At 44.4% G+C, this 26900-nt stretch carries 44 protein-coding genes; 9 read left to right on the top strand and 35 right to left on the bottom strand.

What is annotated here, in order from left to right:
- Nucleotides 1–21 precede the first annotated feature (21 nt).
- The 13 genes from QUA02_RS21750 to QUA02_RS21690 all read right to left on the bottom strand — a co-directional run bounded on the left by QUA02_RS21750 (nucleotide 22) and on the right by QUA02_RS21690 (nucleotide 5886).
- A complete protein-coding gene (locus tag QUA02_RS21750; RefSeq protein ID WP_333030560.1) occupies nucleotides 22–807 on the bottom strand; it encodes a hypothetical protein in 786 nt (261 codons plus the stop codon).
- Nucleotides 808–1036: 229 nt separating this feature from the next.
- On the bottom strand, nucleotides 1037–1549 hold the full coding sequence (locus tag QUA02_RS21745) for a hypothetical protein (protein WP_333030557.1): 513 nt from the start codon (nucleotides 1547–1549) through the stop codon (nucleotides 1037–1039).
- A gap of 25 nt (nucleotides 1550–1574) precedes the next feature.
- Nucleotides 1575–2069 carry an HD domain-containing protein gene (locus tag QUA02_RS21740; RefSeq protein ID WP_333030555.1) on the bottom strand — a complete coding sequence of 165 codons (495 nt, stop codon included), beginning with the start codon at nucleotides 2067–2069 and terminating at the stop codon, nucleotides 1575–1577.
- A gap of 39 nt (nucleotides 2070–2108) precedes the next feature.
- Entirely contained in the window at nucleotides 2109–2483 is a 375-nt protein-coding gene (locus QUA02_RS21735) for a hypothetical protein (protein WP_333030553.1), read from the bottom strand.
- A 116-nt stretch (nucleotides 2484–2599) separates the two neighbouring features.
- The gene (locus QUA02_RS21730; RefSeq protein WP_333030551.1) at nucleotides 2600–3118 is read right to left on the bottom strand and encodes a hypothetical protein; all 519 of its coding nucleotides are present in this window, start codon (nucleotides 3116–3118) and stop codon (nucleotides 2600–2602) included.
- Nucleotides 3115–3321 (bottom strand): hypothetical protein, encoded by a 207-nt coding sequence (locus tag QUA02_RS21725; protein ID WP_333030548.1) that lies wholly within the window; start codon nucleotides 3319–3321, stop codon nucleotides 3115–3117. The genes QUA02_RS21730 and QUA02_RS21725 overlap by 4 nt, the downstream gene beginning before the upstream one ends.
- Before the next feature lie 13 nt (nucleotides 3322–3334).
- The gene (locus tag QUA02_RS21720) at nucleotides 3335–3721 is read right to left on the bottom strand and encodes a hypothetical protein (RefSeq protein ID WP_333030545.1); all 387 of its coding nucleotides are present in this window, start codon (nucleotides 3719–3721) and stop codon (nucleotides 3335–3337) included.
- A 35-nt stretch (nucleotides 3722–3756) separates the two neighbouring features.
- A complete protein-coding gene (locus QUA02_RS21715; RefSeq protein WP_333030543.1) occupies nucleotides 3757–4095 on the bottom strand; it encodes a hypothetical protein in 339 nt (112 codons plus the stop codon).
- Nucleotides 4096–4177: 82 nt separating this feature from the next.
- Nucleotides 4178–4477, bottom strand: coding sequence for a hypothetical protein (locus QUA02_RS21710; RefSeq protein WP_333030542.1), 300 nt, complete (start codon nucleotides 4475–4477; stop codon nucleotides 4178–4180).
- Nucleotides 4478–4487: 10 nt separating this feature from the next.
- Nucleotides 4488–4937 (bottom strand): hypothetical protein, encoded by a 450-nt coding sequence (locus QUA02_RS21705; RefSeq protein ID WP_333030540.1) that lies wholly within the window; start codon nucleotides 4935–4937, stop codon nucleotides 4488–4490.
- A 2-nt stretch (nucleotides 4938–4939) separates the two neighbouring features.
- The gene (locus QUA02_RS21700; protein WP_333030539.1) at nucleotides 4940–5170 is read right to left on the bottom strand and encodes a hypothetical protein; all 231 of its coding nucleotides are present in this window, start codon (nucleotides 5168–5170) and stop codon (nucleotides 4940–4942) included.
- Between the two features lie 61 nt (nucleotides 5171–5231).
- A complete protein-coding gene (locus tag QUA02_RS21695; RefSeq protein WP_333030537.1) occupies nucleotides 5232–5528 on the bottom strand; it encodes a hypothetical protein in 297 nt (98 codons plus the stop codon).
- A 76-nt stretch (nucleotides 5529–5604) separates the two neighbouring features.
- Nucleotides 5605–5886, bottom strand: coding sequence for a hypothetical protein (locus tag QUA02_RS21690; protein ID WP_333030534.1), 282 nt, complete (start codon nucleotides 5884–5886; stop codon nucleotides 5605–5607).
- Nucleotides 5887–6007: 121 nt separating this feature from the next.
- Here QUA02_RS21690 and QUA02_RS21685 point away from each other — a divergent pair, with 121 nt between their 5' ends.
- From QUA02_RS21685 to QUA02_RS21670, 4 genes are all read left to right on the top strand, one after another.
- On the top strand, nucleotides 6008–7048 hold the full coding sequence (locus QUA02_RS21685; RefSeq protein WP_333030532.1) for an HNH endonuclease family protein: 1041 nt from the start codon (nucleotides 6008–6010) through the stop codon (nucleotides 7046–7048).
- Between the two features lie 15 nt (nucleotides 7049–7063).
- Nucleotides 7064–7261 (top strand): hypothetical protein, encoded by a 198-nt coding sequence (locus tag QUA02_RS21680; RefSeq protein WP_333030531.1) that lies wholly within the window; start codon nucleotides 7064–7066, stop codon nucleotides 7259–7261.
- 130 nt (nucleotides 7262–7391) lie between these two features.
- Nucleotides 7392–7838 (top strand): DUF5049 domain-containing protein, encoded by a 447-nt coding sequence (locus tag QUA02_RS21675; protein ID WP_333030530.1) that lies wholly within the window; start codon nucleotides 7392–7394, stop codon nucleotides 7836–7838.
- A gap of 55 nt (nucleotides 7839–7893) precedes the next feature.
- Nucleotides 7894–8271 carry an HNH endonuclease gene (locus QUA02_RS21670; RefSeq protein WP_333030528.1) on the top strand — a complete coding sequence of 126 codons (378 nt, stop codon included), beginning with the start codon at nucleotides 7894–7896 and terminating at the stop codon, nucleotides 8269–8271.
- Here QUA02_RS21670 and QUA02_RS21665 read toward each other — a convergent pair.
- From QUA02_RS21665 to QUA02_RS21650, 4 genes are all read right to left on the bottom strand, one after another.
- Nucleotides 8207–11116, bottom strand: coding sequence for a DEAD/DEAH box helicase (locus QUA02_RS21665; RefSeq protein WP_333030527.1), 2910 nt, complete (start codon nucleotides 11114–11116; stop codon nucleotides 8207–8209). The two genes, QUA02_RS21670 and QUA02_RS21665, sit on opposite strands and share 65 nt — an antisense overlap.
- Nucleotides 11117–11195: 79 nt before the next feature.
- Nucleotides 11196–12071 (bottom strand): 3'-5' exonuclease, encoded by an 876-nt coding sequence (locus QUA02_RS21660; RefSeq protein WP_333030526.1) that lies wholly within the window; start codon nucleotides 12069–12071, stop codon nucleotides 11196–11198.
- Between the two features lie 297 nt (nucleotides 12072–12368).
- On the bottom strand, nucleotides 12369–12554 hold the full coding sequence (locus QUA02_RS21655; protein WP_333030524.1) for a hypothetical protein: 186 nt from the start codon (nucleotides 12552–12554) through the stop codon (nucleotides 12369–12371).
- Entirely contained in the window at nucleotides 12551–13138 is a 588-nt protein-coding gene (locus tag QUA02_RS21650; RefSeq protein WP_333030523.1) for a hypothetical protein, read from the bottom strand. The genes QUA02_RS21655 and QUA02_RS21650 overlap by 4 nt, the downstream gene beginning before the upstream one ends.
- Before the next feature lie 784 nt (nucleotides 13139–13922).
- Between QUA02_RS21650 and QUA02_RS21645 the strand changes: the two genes are divergently transcribed.
- Together QUA02_RS21645 and QUA02_RS21640 are read left to right on the top strand one after the other, a co-directional pair.
- Complete coding sequence (locus QUA02_RS21645; protein WP_333030522.1) at nucleotides 13923–14165, top strand: hypothetical protein; 243 nt, start codon at nucleotides 13923–13925, stop codon at nucleotides 14163–14165.
- A 3-nt stretch (nucleotides 14166–14168) separates the two neighbouring features.
- Nucleotides 14169–14690 carry a hypothetical protein gene (locus QUA02_RS21640; protein WP_333030520.1) on the top strand — a complete coding sequence of 174 codons (522 nt, stop codon included), beginning with the start codon at nucleotides 14169–14171 and terminating at the stop codon, nucleotides 14688–14690.
- A gap of 220 nt (nucleotides 14691–14910) precedes the next feature.
- On the opposite strand, the gene QUA02_RS21635 is transcribed toward QUA02_RS21640, so the two are convergent.
- The 11 genes from QUA02_RS21635 to QUA02_RS21585 form a co-directional block, all read right to left on the bottom strand.
- On the bottom strand, nucleotides 14911–15141 hold the full coding sequence (locus QUA02_RS21635) for an HNH endonuclease (RefSeq protein ID WP_333030517.1): 231 nt from the start codon (nucleotides 15139–15141) through the stop codon (nucleotides 14911–14913).
- Between the two features lie 326 nt (nucleotides 15142–15467).
- On the bottom strand, nucleotides 15468–15785 hold the full coding sequence (locus tag QUA02_RS21630; protein ID WP_333030516.1) for a hypothetical protein: 318 nt from the start codon (nucleotides 15783–15785) through the stop codon (nucleotides 15468–15470).
- A complete protein-coding gene (locus QUA02_RS21625) occupies nucleotides 15785–16153 on the bottom strand; it encodes a DUF7694 domain-containing protein (protein ID WP_333030513.1) in 369 nt (122 codons plus the stop codon). Before QUA02_RS21625 ends, QUA02_RS21630 begins: the two co-directional genes overlap by 1 nt.
- A gap of 43 nt (nucleotides 16154–16196) precedes the next feature.
- Nucleotides 16197–16430, bottom strand: coding sequence for a hypothetical protein (locus tag QUA02_RS21620; RefSeq protein WP_333030511.1), 234 nt, complete (start codon nucleotides 16428–16430; stop codon nucleotides 16197–16199).
- A gap of 83 nt (nucleotides 16431–16513) precedes the next feature.
- Nucleotides 16514–16753: a hypothetical protein gene (locus tag QUA02_RS21615; RefSeq protein WP_333030509.1), complete on the bottom strand. Its 240-nt coding sequence runs from the start codon at nucleotides 16751–16753 to the stop codon at nucleotides 16514–16516.
- A 4-nt stretch (nucleotides 16754–16757) separates the two neighbouring features.
- On the bottom strand, nucleotides 16758–17000 hold the full coding sequence (locus tag QUA02_RS21610; protein ID WP_333030507.1) for a hypothetical protein: 243 nt from the start codon (nucleotides 16998–17000) through the stop codon (nucleotides 16758–16760).
- Between the two features lie 32 nt (nucleotides 17001–17032).
- The gene (locus tag QUA02_RS21605; protein ID WP_333030505.1) at nucleotides 17033–17422 is read right to left on the bottom strand and encodes a hypothetical protein; all 390 of its coding nucleotides are present in this window, start codon (nucleotides 17420–17422) and stop codon (nucleotides 17033–17035) included.
- A 14-nt stretch (nucleotides 17423–17436) separates the two neighbouring features.
- A complete protein-coding gene (locus QUA02_RS21600; RefSeq protein ID WP_333030503.1) occupies nucleotides 17437–17661 on the bottom strand; it encodes a hypothetical protein in 225 nt (74 codons plus the stop codon).
- Between the two features lie 300 nt (nucleotides 17662–17961).
- A complete protein-coding gene (locus QUA02_RS21595) occupies nucleotides 17962–18195 on the bottom strand; it encodes an HNH endonuclease (RefSeq protein ID WP_333030501.1) in 234 nt (77 codons plus the stop codon).
- The gene (locus tag QUA02_RS21590; RefSeq protein ID WP_333030499.1) at nucleotides 18185–18517 is read right to left on the bottom strand and encodes a helix-turn-helix domain-containing protein; all 333 of its coding nucleotides are present in this window, start codon (nucleotides 18515–18517) and stop codon (nucleotides 18185–18187) included. The genes QUA02_RS21595 and QUA02_RS21590 overlap by 11 nt, the downstream gene beginning before the upstream one ends.
- A gap of 35 nt (nucleotides 18518–18552) precedes the next feature.
- On the bottom strand, nucleotides 18553–18876 hold the full coding sequence (locus QUA02_RS21585; RefSeq protein ID WP_333030497.1) for a hypothetical protein: 324 nt from the start codon (nucleotides 18874–18876) through the stop codon (nucleotides 18553–18555).
- Between the two features lie 198 nt (nucleotides 18877–19074).
- Between QUA02_RS21585 and QUA02_RS21580 the strand changes: the two genes are divergently transcribed.
- A complete protein-coding gene (locus QUA02_RS21580; protein WP_333030495.1) occupies nucleotides 19075–19812 on the top strand; it encodes a hypothetical protein in 738 nt (245 codons plus the stop codon).
- A 189-nt stretch (nucleotides 19813–20001) separates the two neighbouring features.
- Here the strand turns inward: QUA02_RS21580 and QUA02_RS21575 are convergent, their stop codons facing one another.
- Complete coding sequence (locus tag QUA02_RS21575) at nucleotides 20002–20727, bottom strand: leucine-rich repeat domain-containing protein (protein ID WP_333030493.1); 726 nt, start codon at nucleotides 20725–20727, stop codon at nucleotides 20002–20004.
- A gap of 540 nt (nucleotides 20728–21267) precedes the next feature.
- On the bottom strand, nucleotides 21268–21993 hold the full coding sequence (locus QUA02_RS21570) for a hypothetical protein (RefSeq protein ID WP_333030492.1): 726 nt from the start codon (nucleotides 21991–21993) through the stop codon (nucleotides 21268–21270).
- 528 nt (nucleotides 21994–22521) lie between these two features.
- On the opposite strand from QUA02_RS21570, the gene QUA02_RS21565 reads away from it, so the two are divergent.
- A complete protein-coding gene (locus QUA02_RS21565) occupies nucleotides 22522–22662 on the top strand; it encodes a hypothetical protein (protein ID WP_333030491.1) in 141 nt (46 codons plus the stop codon).
- The gene (locus tag QUA02_RS21560; RefSeq protein ID WP_333030490.1) at nucleotides 22659–23120 is read left to right on the top strand and encodes a hypothetical protein; all 462 of its coding nucleotides are present in this window, start codon (nucleotides 22659–22661) and stop codon (nucleotides 23118–23120) included. Before QUA02_RS21565 ends, QUA02_RS21560 begins: the two co-directional genes overlap by 4 nt.
- Nucleotides 23121–23651: 531 nt before the next feature.
- On the opposite strand, the gene QUA02_RS21555 is transcribed toward QUA02_RS21560, so the two are convergent.
- The 5 genes from QUA02_RS21555 to QUA02_RS21535 form a co-directional block, all read right to left on the bottom strand.
- Complete coding sequence (locus QUA02_RS21555; protein WP_333030489.1) at nucleotides 23652–24134, bottom strand: DUF1822 family protein; 483 nt, start codon at nucleotides 24132–24134, stop codon at nucleotides 23652–23654.
- A 37-nt stretch (nucleotides 24135–24171) separates the two neighbouring features.
- On the bottom strand, nucleotides 24172–24921 hold the full coding sequence (locus QUA02_RS21550) for a hypothetical protein (protein WP_333030487.1): 750 nt from the start codon (nucleotides 24919–24921) through the stop codon (nucleotides 24172–24174).
- A 23-nt stretch (nucleotides 24922–24944) separates the two neighbouring features.
- Complete coding sequence (locus QUA02_RS21545; RefSeq protein WP_333030486.1) at nucleotides 24945–25679, bottom strand: hypothetical protein; 735 nt, start codon at nucleotides 25677–25679, stop codon at nucleotides 24945–24947.
- Between the two features lie 127 nt (nucleotides 25680–25806).
- On the bottom strand, nucleotides 25807–26493 hold the full coding sequence (locus tag QUA02_RS21540) for a hypothetical protein (protein ID WP_333030483.1): 687 nt from the start codon (nucleotides 26491–26493) through the stop codon (nucleotides 25807–25809).
- A gap of 13 nt (nucleotides 26494–26506) precedes the next feature.
- Nucleotides 26507–26857, bottom strand: coding sequence for a hypothetical protein (locus QUA02_RS21535; protein WP_333030480.1), 351 nt, complete (start codon nucleotides 26855–26857; stop codon nucleotides 26507–26509).
- Nucleotides 26858–26900 lie beyond the last annotated feature (43 nt).

The raw sequence follows: 26900 nt of genomic DNA, 5'->3' as shown, positions 1-26900 counted from the left end.
AATGCTAAAACTTCGTTGTGCTTACCTCAACGACCTCTTGGCTATTTGAGGCTTTTGCAAAACCGGGATGCTCCCGCGCGAGGTTCCTACTTTGATAAGCCTTCGATACTTCGCTACTTGCTTGTTGTAAAACTGGTTCGCACTTTTCAAGGGCTTACCATTAACAGCAATTGGTTGAATTCGAGGGTCGTTAAAGACGATGGTTGCCAAGTTGTCCAAGCCAATATCAATTGCTGCGGCGAGTGAGGGATTTAAGCTACAGAAGAATTGACTGTTATCTGGTTCTTCATAAACCACCTCGACCGCAAAGCATCCAGTTTTCGGCACAATCCTGACTTCACACAAATCCTCGAACTTCAATCCTGGTTTTACAGGAATTTGCATCGGGGACATAGAAGGTACAATTTTACCTTTATTGAATTCTCGTTTACCAAGGGCTTGATTGTTGAATTTAACCAAATTTCTGCCTTCTATATAGCCAGGGATTTTCGGTTTGCCAGTAAACTTTGAAGCATCGTTGCGGTAGGTTTCTAATGCTTTGAAGTAATTTGTCCAAGTATCAGCGCATTGCTGCAAGACTAATTGTGCTACCTTGGCGGGCATCGCCTTGTAATTTACATATTTCTGGAACAGTTTATCCAATTTGGATTGGGACAAGTATCCATGACCGTAAAAGTATGATTGTCGCTGCGTATACTGCACCATATTGAATAAACTGCGCGAAGTATCTGTTATTTTATCGCAGTAATCAAACCATTCGTGTCCTTTCTTAATTAGATGCTTTTCAACTCGTTTCGTCTTCCTCACCCCCAAGTAAATTATTGAATTATTTTGTCTGCTTGCCGATTCCAAGATGTTAAGCGTAATCTATTAGCTTCATCCAGTAATTGTAGTCTACTTATGGCTATCAATGGCTACAAGCTTAAAGAATTTTAACAATACACCAAACGCTCAAGATTTTCAACGAATTGTAGAATTTCTGTGGGAATCAAGAGAATCTGAAGCATGATTGAGAATCAACAATACCCAGTTCAATTCACCGCAGCAAGTTAGCAAAAGCATCGACCGGCAATCCCTCTTTGAGCAGCGAGAATTTCTCGATGTAATTGCCGTCAAAAATGCTCAGGTTATCAATGCGAGTGCGCGCCGCTACAACGGATTGCACCCACGCTGTAGCAAGCGGAACTCCAAAATAACACCCCGGAGAATCCCAAGTCGGGTCGATTGCGTATCCATCGGGTGCGAGCAACCAAGCATGGCTAATTGGAAATCCAACATCAGCATGAAGGGCGTATCCTTCGGCGTAGGTGAGGCTGTTATCCGCAAATGCTAGCTGCTGGCAGTTCCAATAACCAAACTTCGGTACGCCAGCTTCAACGGTTGGAGGCAACGGTTTCGGTTCCATCGGGAAGCCGCAGCGCAGCACCAATTCTTCGTACCTTTGGTACATCCAGTTAGCTCTTTTCTGCGGTGTTTCGACAGCAGCAACTACGTTTTCTAAATATTCCTTTATCTGCTGTGCTGAGATAGTTTGAGTTCGAGTATTCACCGTTGAAATTCCTGTTATGTTGGGTTTATTTGTTCGAGTTTTCCAATCGATTCCACATCGCCATTAGCTCGAAATCCTGGGGATTGTACAGGAGTTGTTTGAATAGCGCGAACTCTTTGACGTACATCTTGTAGAGTTTGGGATTGCTTTGGAAGCTGGCTTCGGTGTTGGCTATCCTGTCGGCAAGTTTTACCGCTAAAGCTTTTTTGTCGGACTGGATTTTTAAGGCAGTTTTGCGAAAGCGATCGGCTCGGTTTATCCCCGGTTCGCTGGTCACAGCCCACACAATATCGGCTGTTTCTTTCCCGAATTCGGACACCAGCATTTCATAAGTTGTTGGCGTATCTTCCAAGGTGTCGTGGAGCCATCCTGCTGCAGCAATCGCTTCGTCGCCTGCACAACCGAATTGGGCCAGCACTTGGGATACTCGATCCAAATGGTACGAGTAGGGATGCTCGCCGTATTTTTGAGTGCCGTGTTGGACAATTGCAAATTCCTTGGCTTTATCTGCGAGATTCATTGAATCCACCCCCTTCAACCATCTTTTCTACTGCACCTGCTACTGTTTAACTAAACGCTTAGTTTTCTTCCTTTCTTTTAACCGCCAATCTTTGTTTAAGTAACCCAATTCGCGGCGTTGCATTCTATCTAAAACTTCATCTTCCCAATTAGGAAAATATTGTTGTAGGACTTCGAGGTGCTCAATCTCCTGTTTGGTCAGCCACCACTGCCTACCGGCGAATCTGATAGGAGAGGTGAGCTGCTTGCTTACCTCAAGGTACTGCTGCAATTCAGCAATCTCATTCTCATCCAACCCATAGGCTTCTGCTTCATTCTGCCACTCCGTCCAACTCATGTGCGTGTGAGAAGGAAAACTGGATAAAAAATCTTGAGTTAGCTCGTCTAAACCGTTTTGATTGATGTAATCGATCATTTCTCAATCTCCTTTAATCGCAAAACAATAAACAAAGTTGTACATCATCGTAACAATCCTTAACTAAAATAAGCGGACTTAGAGTTTGAGTTAATGAGCAACGGTCATCAACTAATCTAAATCTTAGCAACAGCCTCAGCCGGGAATCCTTGTTTGAAAATAGAAAAATCTTCGAGGTAATTCCCCTGCAAAATGCTCAATTCGTCGGGGCATCCCTGCTGCTTTCGAGAATGCCAAATTGATTTTACCCACGATGTCGAGAACGCAATTCCCAAATAACAGCAGCCGGGAGTTTCCCAAGTCGGGTCGATGGCGCATCCATTGGCATCGAGCAGCCAAGCGTGTTGCAGCGGGATAGACACGCCGGCAGCCATTGCATAACCCTCAACGTAAGTGAGGCTGCGGTTTTTTAGGACTAATTGCTGGCAGTTGGCGTAACAAAGTCTCGGTTGACCTTGTTTGATGTTTTTGGGCAGCGGTTTGGGTTCCATGACAGTTCCGCAATCCAAGACCAATTCCTCAAAACCCCGGTACTTCCAATCCGTTCTGGCCGGTACTTTTTTCATCACGGCAGCTAAATCGTGCAAGTATTCTTTGAATTGCTCTATATCGGTAGTTTCAGTTGGATTGTTCATCGCTTTGTTGGTTCTGTTACTTCGTTTGACATCGCCACCAACAATTGATATTTACCAATCAAGTTATTGATTTTGGACGCATCTACATTCGTATGCGAACCTATTGCCTTGCCTTCTTTGACCCGGCGCGCAATTATCTGCAACGATTCCTCTAATTGTTCGATTTCTGACAGCAATGTTGTCTTAATTGTTTCAATGTCCACAATCTCCTCCAGATTATTGTTCCAACTTCATCAACTTTCCCAACTTGCGGTTGAGCAATTCTGCATCGCTTTCACCCTCGCACCGCTCCTTCTCCAACCATTCCAAAATCTCGGGTTTTGGACGGAACGAAAAGACCGGGCGCTTGATGTCGTACCGGGCTTTTGCTTCTTTGATGACGCTTGGATTGTTAGCGTGGTATTGCTGCTGCGCTGAGATTTCCACAACTTCGATCTCTGTCCACCGGGCTTGGATTTTTTCACCCTGCCGCCCTACCAAAACATGAGATTCGAGATACTTTTTAGCGCCCCGTTCTGTTTTCCAAGTTTTCGCTCCTTCCAAATAAGCCGAATCTATGGCGTTGTATTCGGGATTTCCCTGCGTTTCGGTGGCATAGCGCACTCGAGTATCCTTTTTGAACCTGATGGCGTACAAGCTCAAATTGTGACCTCCTGCAACCGCTGCTGCTGGTAGCGTTCCCACGCCCGCACCGCCAATTCTTCAAAATGAGTGTCGGGATATTCGGATGATAAAGCCTCGGAACTGTGGTTCCGATAAGCCTCTTCTGCTGCTTTTTCTACTCGGGTGCGAGCTATCAAAAACAGCGCTTGATGTTCTGGCGAACCTATTTCCGCTTCTGCGATTACTATGTAACTGTTGGGATATTGAGCAACGGCTTTGTCAGCACCCCTGCGCGTTTTCCAGCGTTTAGCACTCGACAAAGTATGGGCGTAATAAAACTGGTCTGGTTGTCTGATGGATTGAGCTACAAACATAATCTGTGTTGTTCTATACTATGTGGCAATCAAGCTTTAGATACGGCATATTTAAAGCTCGATAGTGTTGCAATTTAACCGACTAGCGGAGTCGATAATCGGTTTCTAGGTACTGGACGAGCGACCTCCACTTTTGCTTGCACAAAAGCGTAAATTCAGCACGTTTAAGCTCTGGGATTCGGTAGCCTGCCACGGCCGCCCATCCCGCACAATTATCAAGCTCGCGACCTCCTCTATCTCGAAAAACTTTGTACAATTCTTGCATGGCTAGGCTGGCCGCAAGGTCTAACTCACCGTCCGCGGCAAGAGGAAGACTGCTGTATTCCTCGCTAGTGATGACACTTGATTCTACTTCTATCCCTAAATAATTGACTTTTTTCATTTTTAACCTCCTACTTTTCTACAGCTTGACAGCCTAACTCAACCCGAATCACCTCAAAAAAGGCATCGACCAATCTTTTATACGAGGACGAGCCGCTTTTTGCAGAAGAATAAATAGGAAAAAGATTTTCTTCATTCAGTTGGTGCATCATTTTGCCGATCGACTCTTGACTGTAAGCTCTGGGGTAAACTACAAAGCCACCGCCTGATTCATCCCACAAACATTTCACTTTGGTAAAGCTCAGCACGTCCTGAAGATCGGCGACTCTTGCAGCCGGGCCCGACCAAAAGAAGCGACCGCCGTAATGGCTGACTGGGATTTGGGCTGCTGCCATATCCAAGCAAAATTGGCGGTGTTCCGGTTCCGAGTATCTGTTAGCTATTCCCATAACTGCACTTCCTTGCCGGGGCCCTGGACTGTTACCACCGAGTACGGCATCGTATTGATTGGGTTGATTCATGTTTAGCATTCCTCCTGATTTAGTACCTGCGGCATTTCATACCTGGCATTAACTTTTAAATCTCCGAATTCAATTCCTTGTTCTTCGAGATAATTGTCTGTTTCACCCAAGCAGGCTGCCGCCATCTTTAAATAAATTTTCATTCTGGGATTGCTGCCGTGAATATCTTCAATTTCCCATCCTTCCGTTTGAGCTAGTACAAGCGCGAGTCTTTCGACTAATTCGTGATACATGATGCTAGGCTCCGGGTAATTGGTTTAGGTGATGAATAGATTGCCGTTGCACGAAGGTGGATTAATGAATATCCTGAAGATACTTTTCGTTCAATTGTTGCAGCAACTTGGGAGCCCTCCAAGATGCAAGATTGATGAGGGCTTCTAAGCGCTCGTGCCAATACTTGCGGAGGGCATCAATTTCGGAATTGGCTAAGTTTTGGTGTTGTTCGGTTAAGTCTGTCGCGCCCCATTCAATCGCTTGCTTGGCTTTTTGGAGCTGGGCTATACAAAGCGCGTACTCCGATTCGATGCCAGCCTCGAATTCTGCAACAAGGACTTGCTGCTGTTGGGTCATGTAATCTTTGCCTTTGAGCATACTCCCCTTTTTGTAAAACCTAATATCTTGCTGCCGATCAAACTGTCGGTTAACGCTTCGACGAACTTTTTAACTGTCATCTTTTCCCCTTGTCGAACATCGCTCGGTCTGCCGCCACACCGTCGATGACCAAACTCTCAAATGCAGCTTCTATCCAGATAGTCGCTCCCGAACACCGCGCTTTGCTCGCATCCTGAACCAACACGCAGCCGCCGGTGAATTCTACCCGCTTGGCATACACCGACCCCAAGTAAGTATTGATGCTGATAGCCCGCTCGTCTACCAAGGTTCCCCTCAGCTTGCTAGCTTTTTTGTTGGCACCGACGATGTGCCTGTTGACGTAAATCTGTGCTTTCATTAATCTTGTATCCGATTTGCTTTGGGTGCTGGGCGATCGCTCTTGACTTTGACCGGACTCGGGCGACCGCCTTGTTATAACCTGCTAGCTAGTTTAGTTCGTAAACGAACTACTGTCAACAGTGCCTGTACAAGATTTTTTGGGAGATGCACCCTCGCTGGATGAGTATTGGCGCGGTATCATATTGTTCGGTGCAAACGCTGCTTCCTATAAGTTCGCGCTCGCCCAATCGCTGTTGGAGCTAGCACCGGGGGGCAAAACCCTAATTGCGTTGGATGAGTTGGCAGAGCCGTATGCGCGGCATACTCTGGAACACCTGCGCCTGTGTGACAGCCAATCTGTGCAAACTAAAGTTCCCTATCCTTTTCTGGAAGCTTGCCGCCAATACAACCGAGAGGAGATTAGTTACGACCAGTTGATTGGAATTACGGCGAAAGAAGGGCTAAAGGTGGTGCTCGATAAGTTCCACAACCTCAACTCATCCGCTATTCCTACACGTTTTTTCACGAACGAGCGCTTGGGTTCTAGGGCAAAAGCGATCGCCCTGACCGATGAGTTGTTTCGGCTCTTAGAAAGCAATCAAGCCCAGAACTTACCGGCTGAGATTGAGTCGAGGTGGCGCTTAGTCGAAACGGCGTGGGAACTCGGCATTTCCCGCAACCTGATTGCTGTGGGCTACGATGCCGAGGAAAGTTTGCTATTTACTCAAAGCAACCGCCGCACCAACATCACTTCGTGCCGCAGCGCTCTCAACGGCTACCAAAAGGGCAAGTGTTTCTATTGTTTCGGGGAGATTTCGATTGTTAGCGGAGCGGGAGATTTGACGGATGTGGATCACTTTTTCCCCTACGCAATCAGAAACGAGATTGCTCAATCCGTTGACGGCGTGTGGAATTTGGTGCTAGCTTGCGTTACCTGCAATCGAGGTAGCGGCGGTAAGTTCCACCGACTGCCGCACCAGCGGTTTCTAGAGAGGTTGCACAAGCGCAACGAGTTTTTTATCGACAGCCACCATCCTTTAGGAGAAACCATAAAGCTGCAAACAGGCAAGTCTAAACCTCACCGGCGTTCTTGTTTGACAGGCAACTACAATACAGCAAAAACTGGTAGACTTATTAATAGTATCTGGCAACCAGTATTTGAGTATTCACCTGCTTTTTAATTGTTCGTTAAACTTATGGCTAATAATTTTCAGCGAATCAAGCTTTACTTCAACGCAGAGAAGATTTGTTTGGGCGGCGTAGATGACGACTGGTGGCTCAAAGATTTTGACGGGGATTATTGGGGTTCGGATTACTTTTGGCTGCCAATTGGCTACAACCCGATTGGAAAACACGGAGACGAACTTTTACAGTTTCTCAAACCTCGCGCTTAGCCAATCAGATGAAAGAATACCGGTGCACCCGCAACGCGCCCTGCACCCCTGCGACAGTTGCTACTTAGTTTTAAAGTTACTCAAGCCGATCGACTAAAAATTCTCCTAGTTCACCACACACAAATTATCTATGAACGCTCAAAGTCACCCCATATTAAAATCGCATCCCATCCCCGGCGACGGCTCTCAAGCCCCCGGTTACATTACTCTCAGAGAATGGCGCAAGGATGAGGAGTGGGTAACTCATTTTTACAACTGTCAAGACGGCGGCTTTTATTTCGGCCGCTACTTCACGAACTTAGCTGAAGCTGAGGCTAACTTCGAGCTGCGGGTAAAAGAATATCTCGGTTTGGGGAAGCTGCCCGGTTCGCTAGAGTCAGAGGAACCGATCCAAATACCGGAACGCATCCTGGAAGGGATTGATGCAGTTCGAGAAGCACAGACGACTAATATGTTCCATGCCAACACGGTTCGACTCCAAGCCGTAGCTTTGGGCTATCTAGAAACGGCCCAATGGATTGAAGCCAACTTGGAAACTTATTGCAGCGGAGTTTTTCGAGGATTCGCAGCTCTCTAAATGGGACCCGGCCGGTAACAGGAAAAGCGATCGCGCCAATGGTGAGGAATAAACTATGGCAAAACCCAAGAGGTATCCCGACAATTGGCAAGAGATTGCGCTATCAATCAAGGAAAACGCGGGATGGCGCTGCGCTAAGTGCCATCAACAATGCCTCCGACCCGGCAAACAAAGCGGCTTAACTAAATCCGAACGGTGTGCTTTGACTTTGACGGTGCACCACCGCAATCGGATACCGGAGGACAACCGCCCAGAGAACTTAATCGCTCTGTGTACCGCGTGTCACCTGTCGTACCACAACCGCGGTCAGTCTAACGTATCGCCGGGGCAATTGTCGCTGTTCCCCGAGGATGCGATCGATTGGGATATCATGAATTTTTACCAGGAATCGGCACCGGACAATTTATCGGCTGTGAAATTGAAGAATTTGTAGCTATTGCTTCAAGCAGAAACAAACCGACTTTCTTGTGCAGCCCCTGGTTTTGTTGGGGACAGCCAATCTGAATCAAGCATTTAGGGCAACCGTCAGAACACTCGCAATTTAAGGCTAGAGACATTGCTTTAGCAGCGAATAACGGTAACTGCTTCCCGATTTCTTCAGATGCTCCATTTCCCCCATCTGTGGTATCAAAAAAATAGGCGACGATACCCGAATCATCTTGCTCTACTGTACAGTTCACATCGTGAGTAGAGGAAAGCACGACTAGGGGAACAGCTAGTTGAATTTGATGAGCCATACTGTGCAGAGCAACTGCAACTGCATTGCCTTCAAACAAACCCTTTAACTCTTGAGGAATATCATCTCCATATTGGGTTCTTGCACTAGCTTTGTGGCGGTTAACTTCACCTGTAATTGCTCCAATTAGAGCCGGATTTACTTCGACTTTAACGACAGGAGCTTCATATTGTATTTGATAGGGCGGATTGAATGAGACTAATTTTATAAGTTTATTTATTTCGATCGATTTCAAAGTCCGACCGCAAGACGTACATATTTTACCTTCAAGGGGCTGTTGGTGACAGCGGCATTTGACATTAGTGCAAGTTTGTCGATATTCTCTTTTACAAAGCTTATAGCCCGTTACTTCTGATGTAATCTTCCCCCATCCCAAAGTTAATCTCAGCCTTGCTTCGGATAAGCTGGTAGGAATAATGCGGGGCTCTTCTAGGTTTTCTAAAAGTTCGATTTGCAAACCTAAATCAGGTTCGGTAAATAAGCTGGGATCTTCTTCAAAGGGCTGGAGTATTGCTTTTTTTTGGTCGATATCTAGGCTTTGACACCGATAAGTAACTAAACGGTTGCTTTCGTCAAAAGCTGTATAAATTGCGCCGGGAAAGACTTCTCGATAGGCAATGTCACGCGACATTTTTTCAAAGGATTCTGCCGTATTCTCGTCAATTAATTCAATAGCATCTATAGCGTTGCCTCTAATATTGACTCCTAGATGAGGTTCTCCTCGCCCTCGAAGGAGCGTACCATTGCGAGAGAGGGAGAGTCTTTTTTGCTTCAGCAGTGCCTCAGCAACGGCACCTCCTACAGCATCAAATCGACTTTCAACCTCAACAGCAGGCAAACCGCTTTCGACGCAGCAACATTCCAGGTGTTTGCTCACAATGGTGGGATAATTGGGATTGAATGCGGCGCTTTCTACTTCTCCTGAGAGCAATTGTTCGGGATGCTTACCGTAATAGTAGTCTAAGGAACTTTGGGCAACTGGCAAGAAAATTACCAATCCCGGACTGATTCTTCCAGCACGTCCTAGCCGTTGACGAAAGGACATAATAGAACCGGGATATCCCTTCACCAAACAGCAATCTAATTCTGGTAAATCCAAACCCGCTTCTAGTGCTGATGTGGAAATAATTACTTTAAGTTGTCCCCTTTGCAGTTGGTTGATGATATCTCGGCGACGATCGCTTTTTAAAGAACTGTGGAAAGCAGCCACTTTTGGTGCTAAATAACTATTTCCCTGTCGCGTACTTTCTTTTTGAATTAAATCTACAAGTTTTTTAACGGCTCCCCTACTATTGCAAAACACAATTCCGCTTAAGCCTTGTTGTAGCCAAGATAACACAATCTTACAAGCATCGGAATTTGGTGTGTCACTGGGAGCCAAACACAGAACAGTTTTTCCAGCACTGCCCGCTCCGCTGCCTTCAATTAAATGCAATTGGTCGGGTTGAGACATTCTACCGCTAAATCTCATTGCCATGTCTCGGGGGTTTCCAATCGTGGCAGAAGAACAAATAAATTGGAGTTGGCTGCTGTTGCCTCCCACGCTATCAACCGCCCGACGCAAACGGCGCATTAGGTTAGCAAAATGAGCTCCAAACGCGCCTGTATAGGAATGGCTTTCATCAATAACTACCCACCGCAACCGCCGCAGAAATTTCCGCCAGGGTTCCCATTGTGAGACGCGCGGAATCTTGGATAAGTGATAGTGCAGCAAGTCGGGACTGACCGCTAAAATATTGGGGGGAAAAGGCACAAAGAGTTCCAAACGTTCGGTGTAGGGGGTATCTCCAGTCATTTGCCCCACTTTTACCCGCTGTTCTTGAGGAAATGTTTCGACAATACGTTGGAGTTTGCGAAACTGATCGAAAGCTAGAGCTTTCAGCGGAAAGATATAGAGCGCGGAAGTTTGAGGGCGGTTCAAACAATCTTCTAGAATGGGGAGGTTGTAGCACAGGCTTTTTCCCGATGCTGTAGGAGTCACAATACTCAAATCGCAGCCCTTCCGCAAGCAATCTAAGGCTTCAATTTGATGCGAATACAGTTCCTTAATTCCCAATCCCCGAAGAGCATTTTGTAAGGGGGAGGGTAAGTCTTTGGGAATGGCATCCAACGAACCAGATGCGGGAGGGGTAATGCGAACAGCGCTAAGATGTGAAGCTAACTCAAGCGCGATCGCTCTAAATTTGGGTTGAGGAATAGCGGCAATTTCTGCTGCACTTACTTGAGAAAAGCTAGCAGACTGTATTTTACCTGCACCATTTTCTTCAGATTCGGATAAGGATTCAGGTGTTTTAGATGCGTCTCCAGGGGCGATTTCACTTTTTTCAACAGCTTGCTGCCAATTTTTGTATAGAACGGGAACCGAGTATCCGGGAAACTTCACTATAAGTGTGTTACCCATCCAAGACATAACCTCGCCTTGGCCGTACTTGGGAGAAAAGAGCTGCTGCCCAGGGTCTAGCCACTCAGGATGCTTTCGTTCGCTGTTGGGAGTCACAGCGCGGATAAGAGCAGCATAGTCAGTGGGCTCGGGGTTTGTCATGGTTTTGGGGATAACTCCAATTGCTTCATCATAAGCTTCTTCTTCCAGATTGTTAGCATTCTCTCAATTTAACGGGGCATCATTGACTTTGGGATTTACGCTTACTCTCAGGAATCGGCACGGGGCAATTGATATGATCCGAATCCGCTGCCATTTTCTTAAAACAATCTAGCGCTGCCAAACAATCTTCCAACGCTCGGTGATCTCCACCGGGTAGAGGAAAATACTTATAATCTTCGTAATAGTAGCTCCAATCTCCGCCCCATTGCGCCGCCCATTCCATCAAACAGTCAGAGCGCTTGGATAATTGCAGTACGGGTAGATTGTGAAGCCTGCAACAATAAGCCAATATTTTGATATCGAAACTAGCATTGTAAATAATCACCCGCTTATTTTTCAAAGTTTCCGCAATGCGGGGGTAAATCTCTGGAAAACTTGGCGCATTCGCTACCATTTCATCTGTTATCCCGTGAATCTCTGTTACTTCTGCGGGGATGGGGATTGAGGGTTTGATGAGGGTATCGAGCAAGGTTTCTTCAGTGCGATCGATAATTGCTATCTCTACAATTTCAGCATCGTATAACCCCGTTGTCTCAGTATCCAGAATCACCCAATCGTTGTGGCTTAATTGTTCTCTTGCCCAAAGAACAGCACTCACCCTATCTTTTTCTATGAAACCTACTTCTCGATACCACTCTTGATAATCCCGCTTGATTTTAGCTTTGAGGCGGTTGGCTGCAAGGGTTTCCAATTGTTTTGGAGACGGCTTTATTTTAGGACGACAGCATTCAGGATTGTGGATATCGTAGAGAAACACGTCGTATTTTCGGGTTTCGATAACGCCTGAAGGTTTCAGAGGCGATAGTCCTAATTCACCCAGTTGCTTTTTAGTTTTCAGGTGCGGTGGCGGTTCGTTGGATTCACCCCACCAACTATATTTTGTTAGTTCCACCATTGCAGTTTCCCCATCTCTGCCATTTTATTATCACATCATTGAGGAAAATGAAAGCAACTGCGAATACCGTATTTGTTGGTAATTGAGCGTTTGATTTTTACCTCTGCTGGCGAAGTAATTTCGATGGTTCCATTGGCTGCACCGACTGTTAAAAACCGCTACGTCTACAGGCTTTTTAGGTGTTGGCATTTTCTGGCATTTGATTGGCTACTTGTTAGCTACATCACCCGAAACTCTGATTCTTTCGTTAGCTGTTTTCGGAGTCGCCCGAAGTAGCTAACGAAGAATCAAAAAAAATTATTTCCTTTCCGGCGTGCTAAATGATTTGGCATCCCAGATACCCCAGACTTCCCGTGCAGAAGCTACGGCTCCTTGGAGCGCTTCTGCCGGCGTGCGCCCGAAAACTACAATCTGGCGGGGTGGATTGTACTTGCGGGTGACGGTAACGCTCCACTTGAATTGATGGCTTCTGAGTGATTTCACCGATCGTCCCTCCCGTCGCCTGGAGATGGTGCAGCTTCCGATGAAGCCAACAGGGAACCGGATAGTAAGCGAATTAGGCGCAGGGCTTCGGGTTCGGAAAGCCAAACATCCAAGTGTGCCAAGGAATCTTCAAACAAATCCGATAGTTCGCATTGAGAGAGCGCTTGGAGCACCGTCGATGAATAGTGTTGGGCGTAAGTTATCGCTTCAATCAGGGCAAGCTTTTGGATGCGGTTGCAAGCGGTCAGCAGCGATTGCCAACAAGTGTGGAGTTGGCGGCGGGAGAATTGGTCGATTACTGCTTCTACTAGGGCGATCGCTTCCAATTCACTGGGCAGGAAGTCGAAATCTCGCGGCCACTTATCGCCGAAGCATTCGACAGTACCGCACTCTTTAATGGAGCGGGCGAGCGTGTCCCTTTGGCGCAGCGAATAAACGGTCGCTTCCATCAAAACCCAGAGTTCTGGTTCTGCCATCGCGTCCGCGGATGCCAACAGCGAAGGATACAAAGAAGCGCTCGTCACCCCTGGCGTTGCAGCAGCAGCGGACACCTCAACCGTTAGCGGTATCGGTATTTGTGTCATGATTGAAAAACCTCATTAATGTGAGTGCCACACCCCGCCCCATTCGATTTCCAGTCAGAGGGGGCGGGGTTTGGTTTTGGGTTTTTGACGCTAACAAAGCTTAGTGAAGCAACCACATCGGAAGTACAGATAACTGTTTTATGCTTCTGCTTGGTTTGCAGTCGTTCGTGGGTGTATGATAACTCATATGGGATGTTTAATGCAAACATCCCGTATGCACTTATTGACCCATTAAGCAAAAAACGAGCTTTAACGGGTAGTCTGGGATATATAAAGTAATTGCATTAAATATCCCAGTGACCGAACGAAAAACTACAGAACCAGTACCCACCTTGAAAGTCACATTTCCTTCAAGAACGCTTCGAGAGCGGTTCAAGGCTATTTGTGCGTTGAACGGAAAAAACATGAATGAAGTGCTTATCGATTTGGTCAAACAGTACATAGAACAGAATCAGCGGAACGATCGCCCTGAAACTGAAAGCGACACAAGCGGCTGAGCCTGTTTGTCTAAAAGTTCAGAAGCTCGACAGGAGTGTAAGTTATACGTCTCGAATTCCTGAGCGGTCGCAAACACTCACAATCTCGTCGAAAGTACACTCCGACAATCGGTTTGGGTGCGACCCTCAAAAGATTCCGATACGCCAAAAGCTTTATAAAACTAAGGTTTTAGGCATGAGCACAGCAGTGTGCGGGGTTTCAAACTTTTGAGTTTACAGGCGCTCAAACGCTTACTAGGAGAAGCTGGAGGCGTTTCAAAATACATCCATTTAAAGGAGTGACCGCAATGATTGGATGGCCATTTAGCAAAAGTGAGGAGGACGATTCGGATGAGGAAAACAGACATTCGGCGTCATCTGAAGAAGATTGCAAGGAGATGGAAAAGAAGTATGGGTGGGAACTCAAAAGAGTCGAACAAAACGAGGACGATTCAGACCTATCGGTCGATTGCGTCTTCAAAGGCAAACAGACGAGTTTTTGGGATATGTGGGGCGACCATCAAGATAATAGGGATGAGGGCAAGGTATAAACAATGACATTACTTGAACAAATAACACCAACTGAAGACATCGAACTCTACGACCCGTTGGCAAGCAAGTCTACGCTGAGCCTCTATCTAGTCAAAGAGCAAGAAAAATGGGTGCCGATCGAGAGCAAAGAACTTGTGATTGGCAAGCAATTAACTCGACTTTTGCAGCTTTCCCACGATTCGCGTCCTCTACTCAAGCGTCAGGTCAAACTTGGCGAACGGCTCACCTACCACGTAAAAAAAGAGGGCAGCCCTTGGAAAGCTTACCTTGTGGTTCCCTCGGACTGGGTAGTGGTCAAGGTGTTTCGATATGAAGCCGACCTATCAGAAATTGAGGGGGAACTGCCGGAGTTTCGGGATGTACAGATTGCTTACTGCGAGCGCCAGCCTTTGATGCCAGAGGAAGCTGAAGCAATGACTTATGAGATTGTTAGCCAGGTTTCTGTGGATTCATGCGGTGGCGATAAGGAAGCTTATCAGAAATTCCTTGCCAGCAAGCAATCTAAGCCATACGTTCGAGTTTAAAATTGGAGGATCTATCCAGTCAGGGAATTACAGAGGCTCTTGGCAACAACCGAAGAGCCTCGTAGCCCAAGACCAGACCAAAAGAACAATTCCGCAACCCTCTTTCCGACAAAACTGGGACTGCCAACATTTTCGTATTCATGCGTTTTTTCCTCTTTTTCGGATAGCCAGGTTCCGGCAGACCCACGCATCCGTACTGTCAGAGATGCGTGGACTTTCCTCAGAACCACAAATCGCCTTGCCTAACCAGTCTGGAGGCTTCCATTTTCTGATGCAGTGACCGGATGTGATATTGCCGATGCACTGAAGCACTCGAACAAATCACCAAGTTTTCTGGTGAGTTATTAGATTTATCTTCATCTAAATGGTGGACAATTTCACCGGGTCTGAGCTTGCGGCCGATCGATTGTTCGGCAACAATTCTGTGCAAGTAAACAACTTTGTAACTCATGAGTATTCTAGGTAAATTGGGAAAATGGCTTGAGATGTGTCCAAAGGTTGCAGTGGCGTTGAATCATAAATTTCTTGAAACCAGGCTGAATCAGATTCAAAAATTGTTGCCAGAGCTGGGATTAACACTTGCCAATATTCATACGGAATATCAGCACAATCATTTTATATTCGGCTGAATTCACAGAAAGTTACATTTCTTCTAATGCGAGCGAGCAATCTACGAGCCAGTTCTATTTGACTCAGAGATTGATACAATCGGGCATTTTTGATTAATCTGTCCAAGATGATTTTCCAGTTCATAAAGCTTGAATTGATTGCTAAAATTTAGTCCTGGGTCGTTGACGTTGCTGACTCCTTATTATTTAAGGCCCCGTTTACTGCTTCGTTGAAAGCTTCATCAGTCGGCTCATCTAACATTCCTATTGCACACAACCATTTCAGTTGTATATTCCTACCACCGCGACAGATTTTCGTGTTATTCATGCTATGACAAATGTGTTGTCCATTGCCCATCAAGTTGTCGTAGTATACTGCCAATTCTGATGGAGATAGAGGTAATGGTTTTTCACCACTAAACGGACAAGTTTTACATGGTTGTTGGCGAACCGGGTAGGTTCTCATGTCAGTTGGATCGCGTTTCATTAAATTGTTCCTAGTTTACGAAAATCAGGGATGGGTCGTTGGTCGAGGCATTGGTAAAGATGCAGGCAGAACTCATGAACATTTACCCATTCCGATCGAGGAGGCAGAATCTGAAGTGCCAAAGCGTCTGCACCCAAAAAAATCTCCTTGACTTTGACCAAATCTATCCAGGTCGGAACTGATTTTTTCCGAGACAGTGAGAGATGAACCCACCAATTCCCGTCTTTTTCGATCGAACAAGAAATTATTACAATCAAACCGTCGCGACTTCTATAAGCTCCGCCATCATCACCAATTGCTTGAACTGACCAATTACATGGCAATTCTTCAGCAGTGGGAGGATTCCATTCAACAGTGTTAGATTTCATGAGACTGCCGGGAGCGACCCGGCAACAGCTCTAGTTTATGGTTCTAAGTATCAAATTGATAACGAGGCAGATTGTTTTCCATATCATGTTCAGCTTCTTCGATCGCATCATGAAGTTCACTGAGTATCTGAATAGCATCCATCAAACCTAATTTATTTGCTGTAGCAAACTTTTCACTGCAAGCGATTGCATGATACTCAGGCTGATTTAGCAAAAGACGCAGTGTTTCTTCTGACCCCAAGATAATTAGTTGGATTTGTTCGACTGACATTGCCATGATTCTTACTCCTTAACTGATTAAAGTCATTCACTCAAAACCCTTCGGCTACGCTCAGGGCAACGCCTCAAAGCGAAGCATTATTAGCTGAAAAGAGTTTTCAAGTAATAATTTTCATCAATTTTGTTCTCACAGACAACCATTGACTTAGCTGCTTGTTCGGCTAGTGATCGATTCCAGCCTTTGAACTCCGATTTAGCGACTAATTCAAGTTCTGGCATAACGATCGCTTCTAAATGAAATACATTTTCTGGTGAATCGTCGTAGTAGCATGAGCTTTCTATCGTAAATTTCCAATTTGACCAGTAAAATGTAGTTTTCATTGCTTTAATCGCGGTACAATTCAACTTCAACAATGGAGATATTCTGATTTGCATAATGAAGTTTCTCCTCAGTTAAGCGTAATTCAGCATCCGATCGAGTATCGAAGAATTCGGCTGCTTCAAACTCTTCAGACCATTTTCCTTTCATTCCGAGTAACCAGTAAACGCAGCCATATTCAGTAGCATCGCCAACCCAATAACTCGCCTTAAGAATCGCAAACTTGATTTCAGAATTAGGCTTAGACATAATTTAAGACCGGGAGCGACCCGGCAATCACGCTATTCACTACACAGTTGATAGGCAAATATCAAGCACAGGATGAAATTGCTTTCCAATCCGTAGCCTTCCCAACGACTATTTCTTACTCCAACAATGTGACGACATCGCTTAAGCCAATCAACACCGCCTCGTTTGGTAATTTCTTCAAACAGTCGCGGATGTTGCTGTAATTTGCACACAATGATTTCCGTCATAATCTCGATCGATTCCTGCATATCAGGGCTTTTGTACTCTTGATAGGCAGATTCAGCATCACGGAAATTCACGCCTCTGAATGTTACAGGGTAATGATTTTTGATTTTGTTCTTTCGGAAAGCTAACTCTGTGGGATTGGTCAAGGCTGCACCAATCCCAATATCAGAGCCAGACCAAATATTAATGCCTTCCATCTTATCAGCTCCAATTAAATAGACTGAGCGATTTTATAGGCTTGTTGATAGAGTGGATCATTACTCTTTGGTTCCTCACCTTCTTTTTGATCGCTGACGGCTAAAACTACCTTGATTTTCTGAGTTTCAATCTCTGAAGGTAGTTCGTTATGGTGATAGTAATAGTTGGCAGAAGTCTGGAAAAAGTTAGGGAGGTCGGCTTCATATTTCAGAAACCGAACCAATTCTTTTAAGTTCATAGCATTGAGAAAAGCAACACCACCTTAAAGCGAAGCATTACTGTGATTTTTTACGATTGCCTTCAAATTCTTCGATTTGAATGCCGATCGGATAGGACTCTTCATCGTATTCACGCCCGATATGGGTCAACTTCGGTTTGTCCAGTTTCACTCCCTTGAACACCAGTAAACAAAGGACTGGTCAAAGCTGTTACGAGGGTCAAAGCTGTTGTGACGGTCAGAACGATGTGTTGTCTTTTTATGGAAATACCCAAAATGGTTTACTGGAACTGGAATAACTTATTTGAGCAAGCTGTTGATTTAAAGCCACAAATCGCCTACTTCAATCAGAGGAAGCTCGGCTTCAAGTTTCTGTCTCAGAGAACGGACATGATAGCGTCTGTGAACAGAAGCGCTGGAACAAACTACCAGATTTTCTGGCGAGTTGTTAGATTTGTCCTCGTCCAGGTGATGAACAACTTCGCCGGGTCTGAGCTTGCGATCGAGAGTTTGTTCTGCCACCATCCGATGCAGATACACTGTTTTATAGGTCATAGGTTTTGCGATTGAAGTAAATGGGAAATACTGCTACGGCGTTTTCTAAGTCCAGAGGCTCAACTTCGGTTTGTTGACGGATTGCTTCAAGCCAAACAACATCAAGAGCAAATATTGCAGCAATCCTGAGTATCAGCCAGTCATACTCAGGCGATCGCACATCAACTCGGTTGTTTTCGATTTTTGCCAGCAGGCAGCGGTCGATCGTCTGAAAACTGTCTGACGGCACAATCAGCAATTTACACAAATCTTGCTGGCTAAATCCATGTTCTTGCCGAGCATTTTTGACTGTTTTGCCCAGAGTTATTTTGCATTCGTACATGGTAAGAATTCTGGGAGCGACCCAGATATGCGCTCTTAAAATGTTATATAACCAAATTGTTGATTTGCTAGCTGGACAATCTTCTGAATTAGTTCATCTCTTTTTGCCTCAAATTCTGCATGAGGCAGTTTGATATACCGATAAACTGTTGAGTTTGACCATCGGCTTTCAGAGTCATATCCTTCATCGCCACTAATCACTACAATTTCAATTGACGTAGTTTTTGGCCATCTGGTAATTTGGAGATGATACTCGCTCCAATCATCATAGCTATTAAGCTGACGACTTTCTTTTGTGTATTTTATTAGTTTGCCATCTTTGCTTTCCCAAGTACCATGTTTTATCTCGAACTCTGCCATTATTTAATCCTCTATCTCAAACCCTCACAAGCGAAGCATTAGAAACATTGCGAGAAACATTACTAAAAACATTGGCAAAAACATTACTGGAAACATTACTAAAAACATAGTAAAAAAGGCTTTAAACAACTAAAATAATTGCTCACTAAACAAAGAAAACGTTAAACTGGAAAAGATTCATTATTGAGTAGAGAGAGTATGGGCGAAGCTAAACGTAGAAGAGAGGCGGGATTAGGATTCGAGCCCAATCAAAAGCTAATAACTGGTTGCTACATAGCTCCCGCAATGATAAGCGATCGACACACAGTTTACTTAGGAATCAGAAGAAAAAATCCAGAATTAGTAAGCAGCAAACCGTTGTCTGTTCGTACAAATATAACAGATGCTTGGAAAGTTCTGACAGGCTGTAAAGAAATCTTGAAAGATTGCTCTTTTTCTATGAACCAATCAGATGAAGAAGTTTTTAAGTTATTCAAGGAAATGCTTCTGTCTACTTATGGAAACCAGAGTAAGGAAGGCGATCGATATCAAGTATCTGGCAACATAGATGCTTTCAATTCCTGGATGAACGAAGGCAACTACCGAGACAAAAATAATCCACCGCCGGGGGTGAAAATTACCCATTTAACATCGGTGGTCAGGAAACGTTACAGAGTTTTCACCAGCCCGATAAGAGAAGAATCACCCAAATTCTATGGAAATCCCGAAGATAACTCGGTATTTCATGTAGGTGAAAGTTTTGACCGCCCCATTGCCGGAACCAAAAATGAACTGTTTATCTGGCAAACTTATGTAATTGCAGGATTCTTCGCTGATTACCTGAATCTTCATGATAAAGATTCCCTGAGCGCTGAGGAAGCCCAGAGGCTAACTCACGAAGTACAAGATTTCATGAATCAGGAGCGATCGCCAGGAGTTACCATAGGACGTTCTTGAAACTACCTTCATCAGTTGCGGGGTTTTTCTGTATCCGTTAACAAAGTGCCGATACGCTACGCCCCGTAAGCTACGGGCAACTTAACGAGAGCCAAAATTAGTCTTGTTGATACAGTGTCTCAAAAAGTTGCCTAAACTCTGTCAGACACCCGTCAGGCTTTCGACAGTAGAACGGCCGGCCCGGTATCTCTACGATGGCAGGAATAAATTGATAGGCGGGGGTACTTGATAAGCGCGGTGGCTGTAAATGCCGTCTTTGTAGCCGTTAATTTGCAACTTCAGAAGTTGTCCGATTGATGTTGGAAAACGACTACTAATCGGATTAATATTGACGTTAATAATCGGATTACTACTGATGTTAAGCCATGCCAGTTTCAAGTTAGACAATTGACGGAGCTGATTTTCGGGGATAAGGGTGAGCTGATTATTACTGAGGTCAAGCCCTATCAGATTGGAGAGTTGCCCGATCGCTTGTGAAATGGAGGTAATCTGATTGTAACTGAGCCAAAGCTCTCTGAGACTGGAGAGTTGCCAGATCGCTTCTGGGATAGAGGTAATCTGATTATTATTGAGGTTAAGCCATTCCAGGTTAGACATCAGCCCGAAACTCTCTGGGATGGAAATGATCTGGTTGTTACTTAGGTCAAGCCATTCTAAGTTGGACATCAACTCGAAACCCTCTGGGATGGAGGTAATCTGGTTATTACTTAGGTCAAGCCATTCTAGGTTGGACATCAACCCGAAAGCCTTTGGCATGGACGTAATCTGGTTCTTGCTGAGGTTAAGCCGTGTTAGATGAGTACACTTGGCAATCTCTGCTGGCAATTTTTCCAGCTCTAGTCCCGACAAATCCAGCTTTATCAATTTTTGCTCGACGACCCGCTCAATTCGCCGCACTGCTTCATCTCTGGTCATGTCCCTGTCTCTGAGTAGTATTCATTTATTGTGACAACGATTTAGTCGTTGGAAAATATAGTTTTCCTCACCTAGCCGTACCACTTCTAAACTCTAGGTCACGATATGTGACTATCCTAATAAAGCCGTCGCGCTTTAAAAATCAGGGTCAGAAAATGCCTCTACCCTCTTTACCGTCGTCTTTATCGTCGCCTTTGTCGTCATTTTTATCGTTGTCTTTGTCGTCATCTTTATCATCCAAAGTGCCGTCCGAATTTATTGGAATTGGGGGCGGAAGTGATACGGGTACGACCAAGCAGCTATGACAAGTTAAGAATATGATCGTGAATGCTGTTATTTTGATAAGAGTAAACAGGTTGAGGTATGTGGCCATGTTTTGAGGAACGATAGGGGTATTAATATTTTCTCAGAACCCTAGACTATCCTAATCGAGTTGCAACGGTTACAAACCTTAAGCTGGGAAATGTGCCGCTGACTGTCGCTCCGCTACCAGTCTCGTTTGTTTACTTCCCTGCTCTTAACTTGCGGATAAACTAACGCTCATTTTCTTGAATAACGCCTCGCTATCCTGTCAGGAGTTGGCATAACTTCCGGTGTTGCGTCGCTCTGCTCGTCTGTAGTGTTCATAACTTCCGGTGTTGCGTCGCTCTGCTCGTCTGTAGTGTTCATAACTTCCGGTGTTGCCTCGCTCTGCTCGTCTGTGGTGTTCATAACTTCCGGTGTTGCCTCGCTCTGCTCGTCTGTGGTGTTCAGAATTTCGACATTAATTGTAGGCTCATGGTCAGATTCTACTAGAGGCTCTAGCGCTGTGGGTGCAGTTGATCTCCGCGCAAGGGGTTCAGTTAGCGCAGAGACTGGTTCAAGAATGTTGAGTACGTCTGTTTCAGGTGGGGTATCAATCGTAGGCTCAACCTCTTGCTCTATAGAGACTTCTGGCTCTGTATGTGTGGCTGGTTCGGGTGTGGCTGCTTCGGGTGTGGCTGCTTCAATGGGTGCGGTCGGCTCAAAAATGTTAATTGCTTGTGAAGTGAAGTTGAGTTCGATTGCTGCTTTGAAGATTGCGATTTGGGTTGGATCAACATTATTGAGCATCGCAAGCGCCGTCTCCATTTGTTCCAGCACCGATTCGCAAGCTTGCTCAACCAAGAGTAAATGCTGATGGTAGTCTTGAAGCTTGCTGAGTTTGGTTTCGAGTGCGGCGATTTGAGCTTGAGTTTCGGAGATATTGGCATTGACTTGAGCGAATTTGGTGGCTAAGAATTTCATTGGTTTTGCGTCCTATTTATATGTTTAGTGAAGACTTCTTCCGCAGTATTTGAGTCAAAGTGTCAATGCTGAAACCGTTAAGTTTTGTATCCCAGCTCTAGCATATCTTTGAATTTCATATTAAAATTTAACTATAATACTAATACGCCAATGCCTAAATCGATTGTCACGTAATACTTTGAATTTAATCATGACACCCAATAACAAGCGTATGCCCATTTGGGGGGAGCCAGAGAAGTCTCTCTTAGAAATGATACTAGCCCACGAACTGAAAAAAGGATGGAAGCTGACAGATCAATACTTTGCCCCCATCAATATTTCGCACAAGGGGTGACAATGCTTGAATTTGAATCATTCTCGCTCTCCCCTGAAAAGCCTGAAGATTACTAAGAAGAAAGTGAGTTCAAGAAACATTTTGACTGCAAAATAATATTCACATCGTATTTTTGTATCGCCAACAAATAACTTAATCCAGAAAAAAACTCTTTTTGAAGGAGGGCATAATTGTTTTTCCCCGCCTATCTTAACTTGTCACAAATCAACCGTTTATGGAAATGGTTGGCTCAAACCCTTGACAACCGTTTATGGAAATGGTTGGCTCAAACCCTTGACAACCGTTTATGGAAATGGTTGGATAGAGATATCAACCATTTATGGAAATGGCAATGACTAACAAGGCACGGAATAGATCGGGCAAATTTGCTCCCAAATCTGAAACACCTCGGAAAGTCCGATCTGTCAATCTTACAGATGAAACATGGAATAGTTTGGCTGCTGTAGCTGAAAAAACGGGAAAAAGTCGAAATGATTTTTTAGAATCGCTGCTACAAGGTAATAACCCATTTATAGAAACGGTACTAATTCCAAATCAGCCGCTTATGGAATTGGTATTATTGGAGACAGAAACTGACGGTGGGAATATAACGCAACCACTAAATAGCGACGTTTTTCCGCTTATAGAAACGGCTGAACTTAAATTGGAAGGACTTAAGCAAGAATTGGCAGCCGCTAGGACTGATTACATTAAACTCTTAGAAAGTAGTCTCCACATCACCAGTAAACTCCGACAAGAAGTGGAAGAGTTGCAACTAGAGCTTGAAACGCAGACAAAAAACTGTGCTGAATAGGAGGAAGAGTTGAAGGATAAGGAGTTAGTCTGTGGTCAACTCCAGTCACAACTTGCAACCGGGCACGCGGGTCGGGAGGAAATCGAGACTCACTTGTCTCCTCTACATCAAAATTCTGTTCCGGCCACTGCACTTTCTACGAACCTAACCCCTGACGCGCCAACCATTCTCCGCAAGCTCCGAGCCAAGCGCAAAAAGTCCAAGGTGGATTTAGCGGATATTGAAGCGATTTTGGAACTACTCGAAAGCTGAGATGACAAAACTTTACCAGCTCCCCTTGAGAAGATGGCTGCAATACTGCGCTCGTAAGTTTAAGGAAGATTGATGCGCGAGTGCTAAGCACTTGCCATGCTCAACAAGTCACGGCTTCCCCAAACCTTTAGCTTACAACGTTTTGAACCTAACAATTAGGCCAGATTTTACCGATCGATACTTCCTCAAGTTGGCTTTTCATCTCATTTCAGAGTGCTGTCTGAGGAGAAAGTTGCAGGAAAGCAGCCAGCATTTAACTACTTTCCCATTTGCAAAAAATTACACAGTTCCTAATTCAATGCGTTCCAAATAGTCCGATAAGTTATCAAATGGCTGAAGGTCGGCAACGGAAATTTCTACAGTATCACCGTGGATGTTGGCAGCCGGGAGAAAGCCCAAAAGTTTGACTTTATCCAATGGGTCAGGTAATTGGACAAAGATATAGGCAATGCGATCGTCTTGGACTTGGACAGAAATAGCGCTTTCTTCTTCACAAATTCGACAGCATTGAATCTTTCCGATTCCGGGCAACATCAAGTCAGCAAGGTCCAAAACTGCTTCAATTGCCAGAGTCCAGTCATCATGCTTATCTAGAATGGTTTCAAATTCCATCCATCCTAAAAAATGATTCACTGCCCACACTGTCATTGTATTGTAGAAAAGTTTTAGACCATTTTCTAGGTTCGCTTGTTCTGAGGCATAAGCTAAAGCTAAGTTGTAGACTTTGGCATCGATCGGAAATTCCATCAAATTATCTTTCATTTGTGTGATTGAGAAATCACACTCTCAAAGCGAAGCATTATTCAATCACTAAATCTTCAAAGGACGATTTGATTAGTTTTGATAAATCCTGTTCAAACCAAGGGAGCAAACTGTGATAAATGCCTTGGCTCAACAATCTTGATTCAATATTATCAGGAAACTTATTTCTAGGTACTTCCTTCTGATAAGCTACGCAAATATCATAATACGTTTGGCAGTAATAAACAAAGTTCAAGATTGTTTCTCTTCTTAGCTTTTCGGCTGATAGAATTTGTACTAAGTAGTTCATTGTATCACTCAAGGTTTTTCTGTTGCCTTTAGCCCATTCCCAATCTTGAACTTGAGAAAACCTAATATAGCTATAGCCTCCGCCGAAATACCATTTCCTTTTGCCATACAATGTGTTTATGTAAGCAAGAAGTTTTTGACAACCCAATCGCAAAGTATCTATTTTGCTGTCAGGGTATAACTGTCCACGTCCAATAAGATACCATCCTAAATCATCAGTCACTAAAGTATCGTTTAACATTGAAGCAACGCAGGTTTTTCCAGCCCTTTTTACTGCTGGGTCGATCGATTTATCTCTCAAGAACTGCACCATCAAATCAAAACCAAGCTCACCATATTTACAGGCTTCACACAAACCACCAATTTGGGATAATCGGTGATTTGATGCTAAACGGCTCCTGACACCGAATAGACCTCCGAGCACGGCAGCGCCTTCGGGAGCCAAGACTTTATTGCCGAGTACCGCATCATACTCTCTAGGACTTTGTTGTTCTAACATTATTTTTACCTGAATTCTGAGCATTAATCTGACGCAATCAATTTTTCTAAACTTTCTTCAAACCAAGGAAGCAAACTATGATAAATGCTTTGTCGAGTCAATCTGGATTTAATCTTTTTGACGAATTTGGCTCCATACATTTCCTTCTGATAAGCCAAGCAAATATCGTAATAACTTTGAGAGTAGTAAACAAATTGCAAGATTCGTACTCTTCTTAGCTTTTCGGCTGTGAGTATCTGAACCAAGTAATCGATCGAATCATTTAATGTTTTTCTGTTACCTTTAGCCCATTCCCGATCGTGAACCTGAGAAAAGGTAATATAACTGTACCCTCCAGAAAGATACCATTTTGTATTCGGATAGACAGTATATATGTAAGCAAGAAGTTTCTCGAAAGCTAAATGCAAAGTATCTGTTTTAGTTGGAAAATCTAAGTTTCCATGTGAAACCAAATACCAACCTAAGTAATCGGTTGTTACAGTATTATTTAACATTTTCGCAACTGTATCTTTTCCAGCGCTCTTTACTGTTGAATCGATCGAATTCCAGTTATCTCTCAAAAATTGAACTATTAAATCAAAACCAAGCTCACCATATTTACAAGCTTCAGACATGGCACCAATTTGGGATAAAAGATGACTTGATGCTAAACGGCTCCTGACACCGAATAAACCTCCGAGCACCGCAGCGCCTTCGGGAACTAAGACTTGACTGCCGAGTACCGCGTCATATTCTGTGGGGTATGTGGCATCTACCATTGCTATTACCTGATTAAATGTGATGTGGGGCGCAACTCCCACGTAAATGCGCTAAAATTGATGCTAGTGACTATGGATGCGCTACCCTTCGACTCCGCTCAGTGCAAGGCGCCCGCAAGCTACGATACTAAGCGTCATAGTTTGTAAGAAGTTGAGGAATTATGGATTTAACTTGGGTGGCACTTATCAAGAAAAACTTTTCATTCGCGTCAATCCCAAGAATCACAAGTAAACCTCGCAATTCTTGTCCGTTTTTAGTGACAAAGTTTACTTCACCCTCGGCACCAGCGTTACTTAAAATCACCAAACTATTGTCAAGGAACTGATGTCTTGTAATTACTAAGAAGGCTTTCTCTTTCACTTCTATGTTTAAACCCAGAAGTCCTTGAATATTAGGTAAAAGTTGGTTTTTGGAGAATCGAATGTCTAAACCTTGTTCTGAAACTAAAATGTAATAGAGCATAGGTGTGTCGATCGTATATTTTACTCTGGGTCTACCGTTGATGGTTTCCGTCGGGACTGACTTGATTTCAATTCCACCATTCTGCAAAGCCAAAATGATTTGATTAACGTATTCTCCTGACAAATCTCCCAATTGAGTTCCTATGTCTTCTGGGTAAAGTGGCTCTGAAGTTTTAAGCAGATTGTAGACACTTCGAGCAGTGTACAAACCTGACCACGGTAATTCGTCTCCTCCAGCAATTACCCTGGCATATTGAATTATTCTTTGGTAAAGATTCTTATCCATTTTTTTTGTGTTATTCCTTTGATAGGTGCTAATAAAGTTGCCATCATGCCCCAGAATGAGGGGCATGATTTTGTTATAGCTAACGTAAATTTGCTTGATACAGTTTGGTTTCTCGTTTCACAAGCTCTACCTGCTGCTGAGTCAACAGACAGAAATCTTCAATTTGTGGATCGATCGCCACAACGAGAACTTGTCCCTGAAGGATGACGCGCTTTGGAGTAAGCATAGTTGGCTGATGAGCCTTCCGCAAGAAGTCATCGTCAACCAAGACAGCGAGTGAGGGGTCAGAATAACAGCCATAGACCGCCTCAAAGAACGCTTCTTCCCCTGGAATTCCTACAAGCTTTTGAATTTCGGGGATTTGTGGCAGTTCGGTTGCTGCTACTTCTTCAATTCCTGTTGAGTTAATTAAAACGTAAAATCGTGTCATGCTGGCTCCAGTTAACGGTGGCAATTACAGAAAACCAATCAAT

This window comes from Microcoleus pseudofavosus SVA1_A4, from assembly GCF_036700565.1.
GTDB lineage: Bacteria > Cyanobacteriota > Cyanobacteriia > Cyanobacteriales > Microcoleaceae > Microcoleus.
The sequence above is the reverse complement of the archived record's forward strand: the minus strand, read 5'-3'. Positions and strand labels throughout refer to the sequence as shown.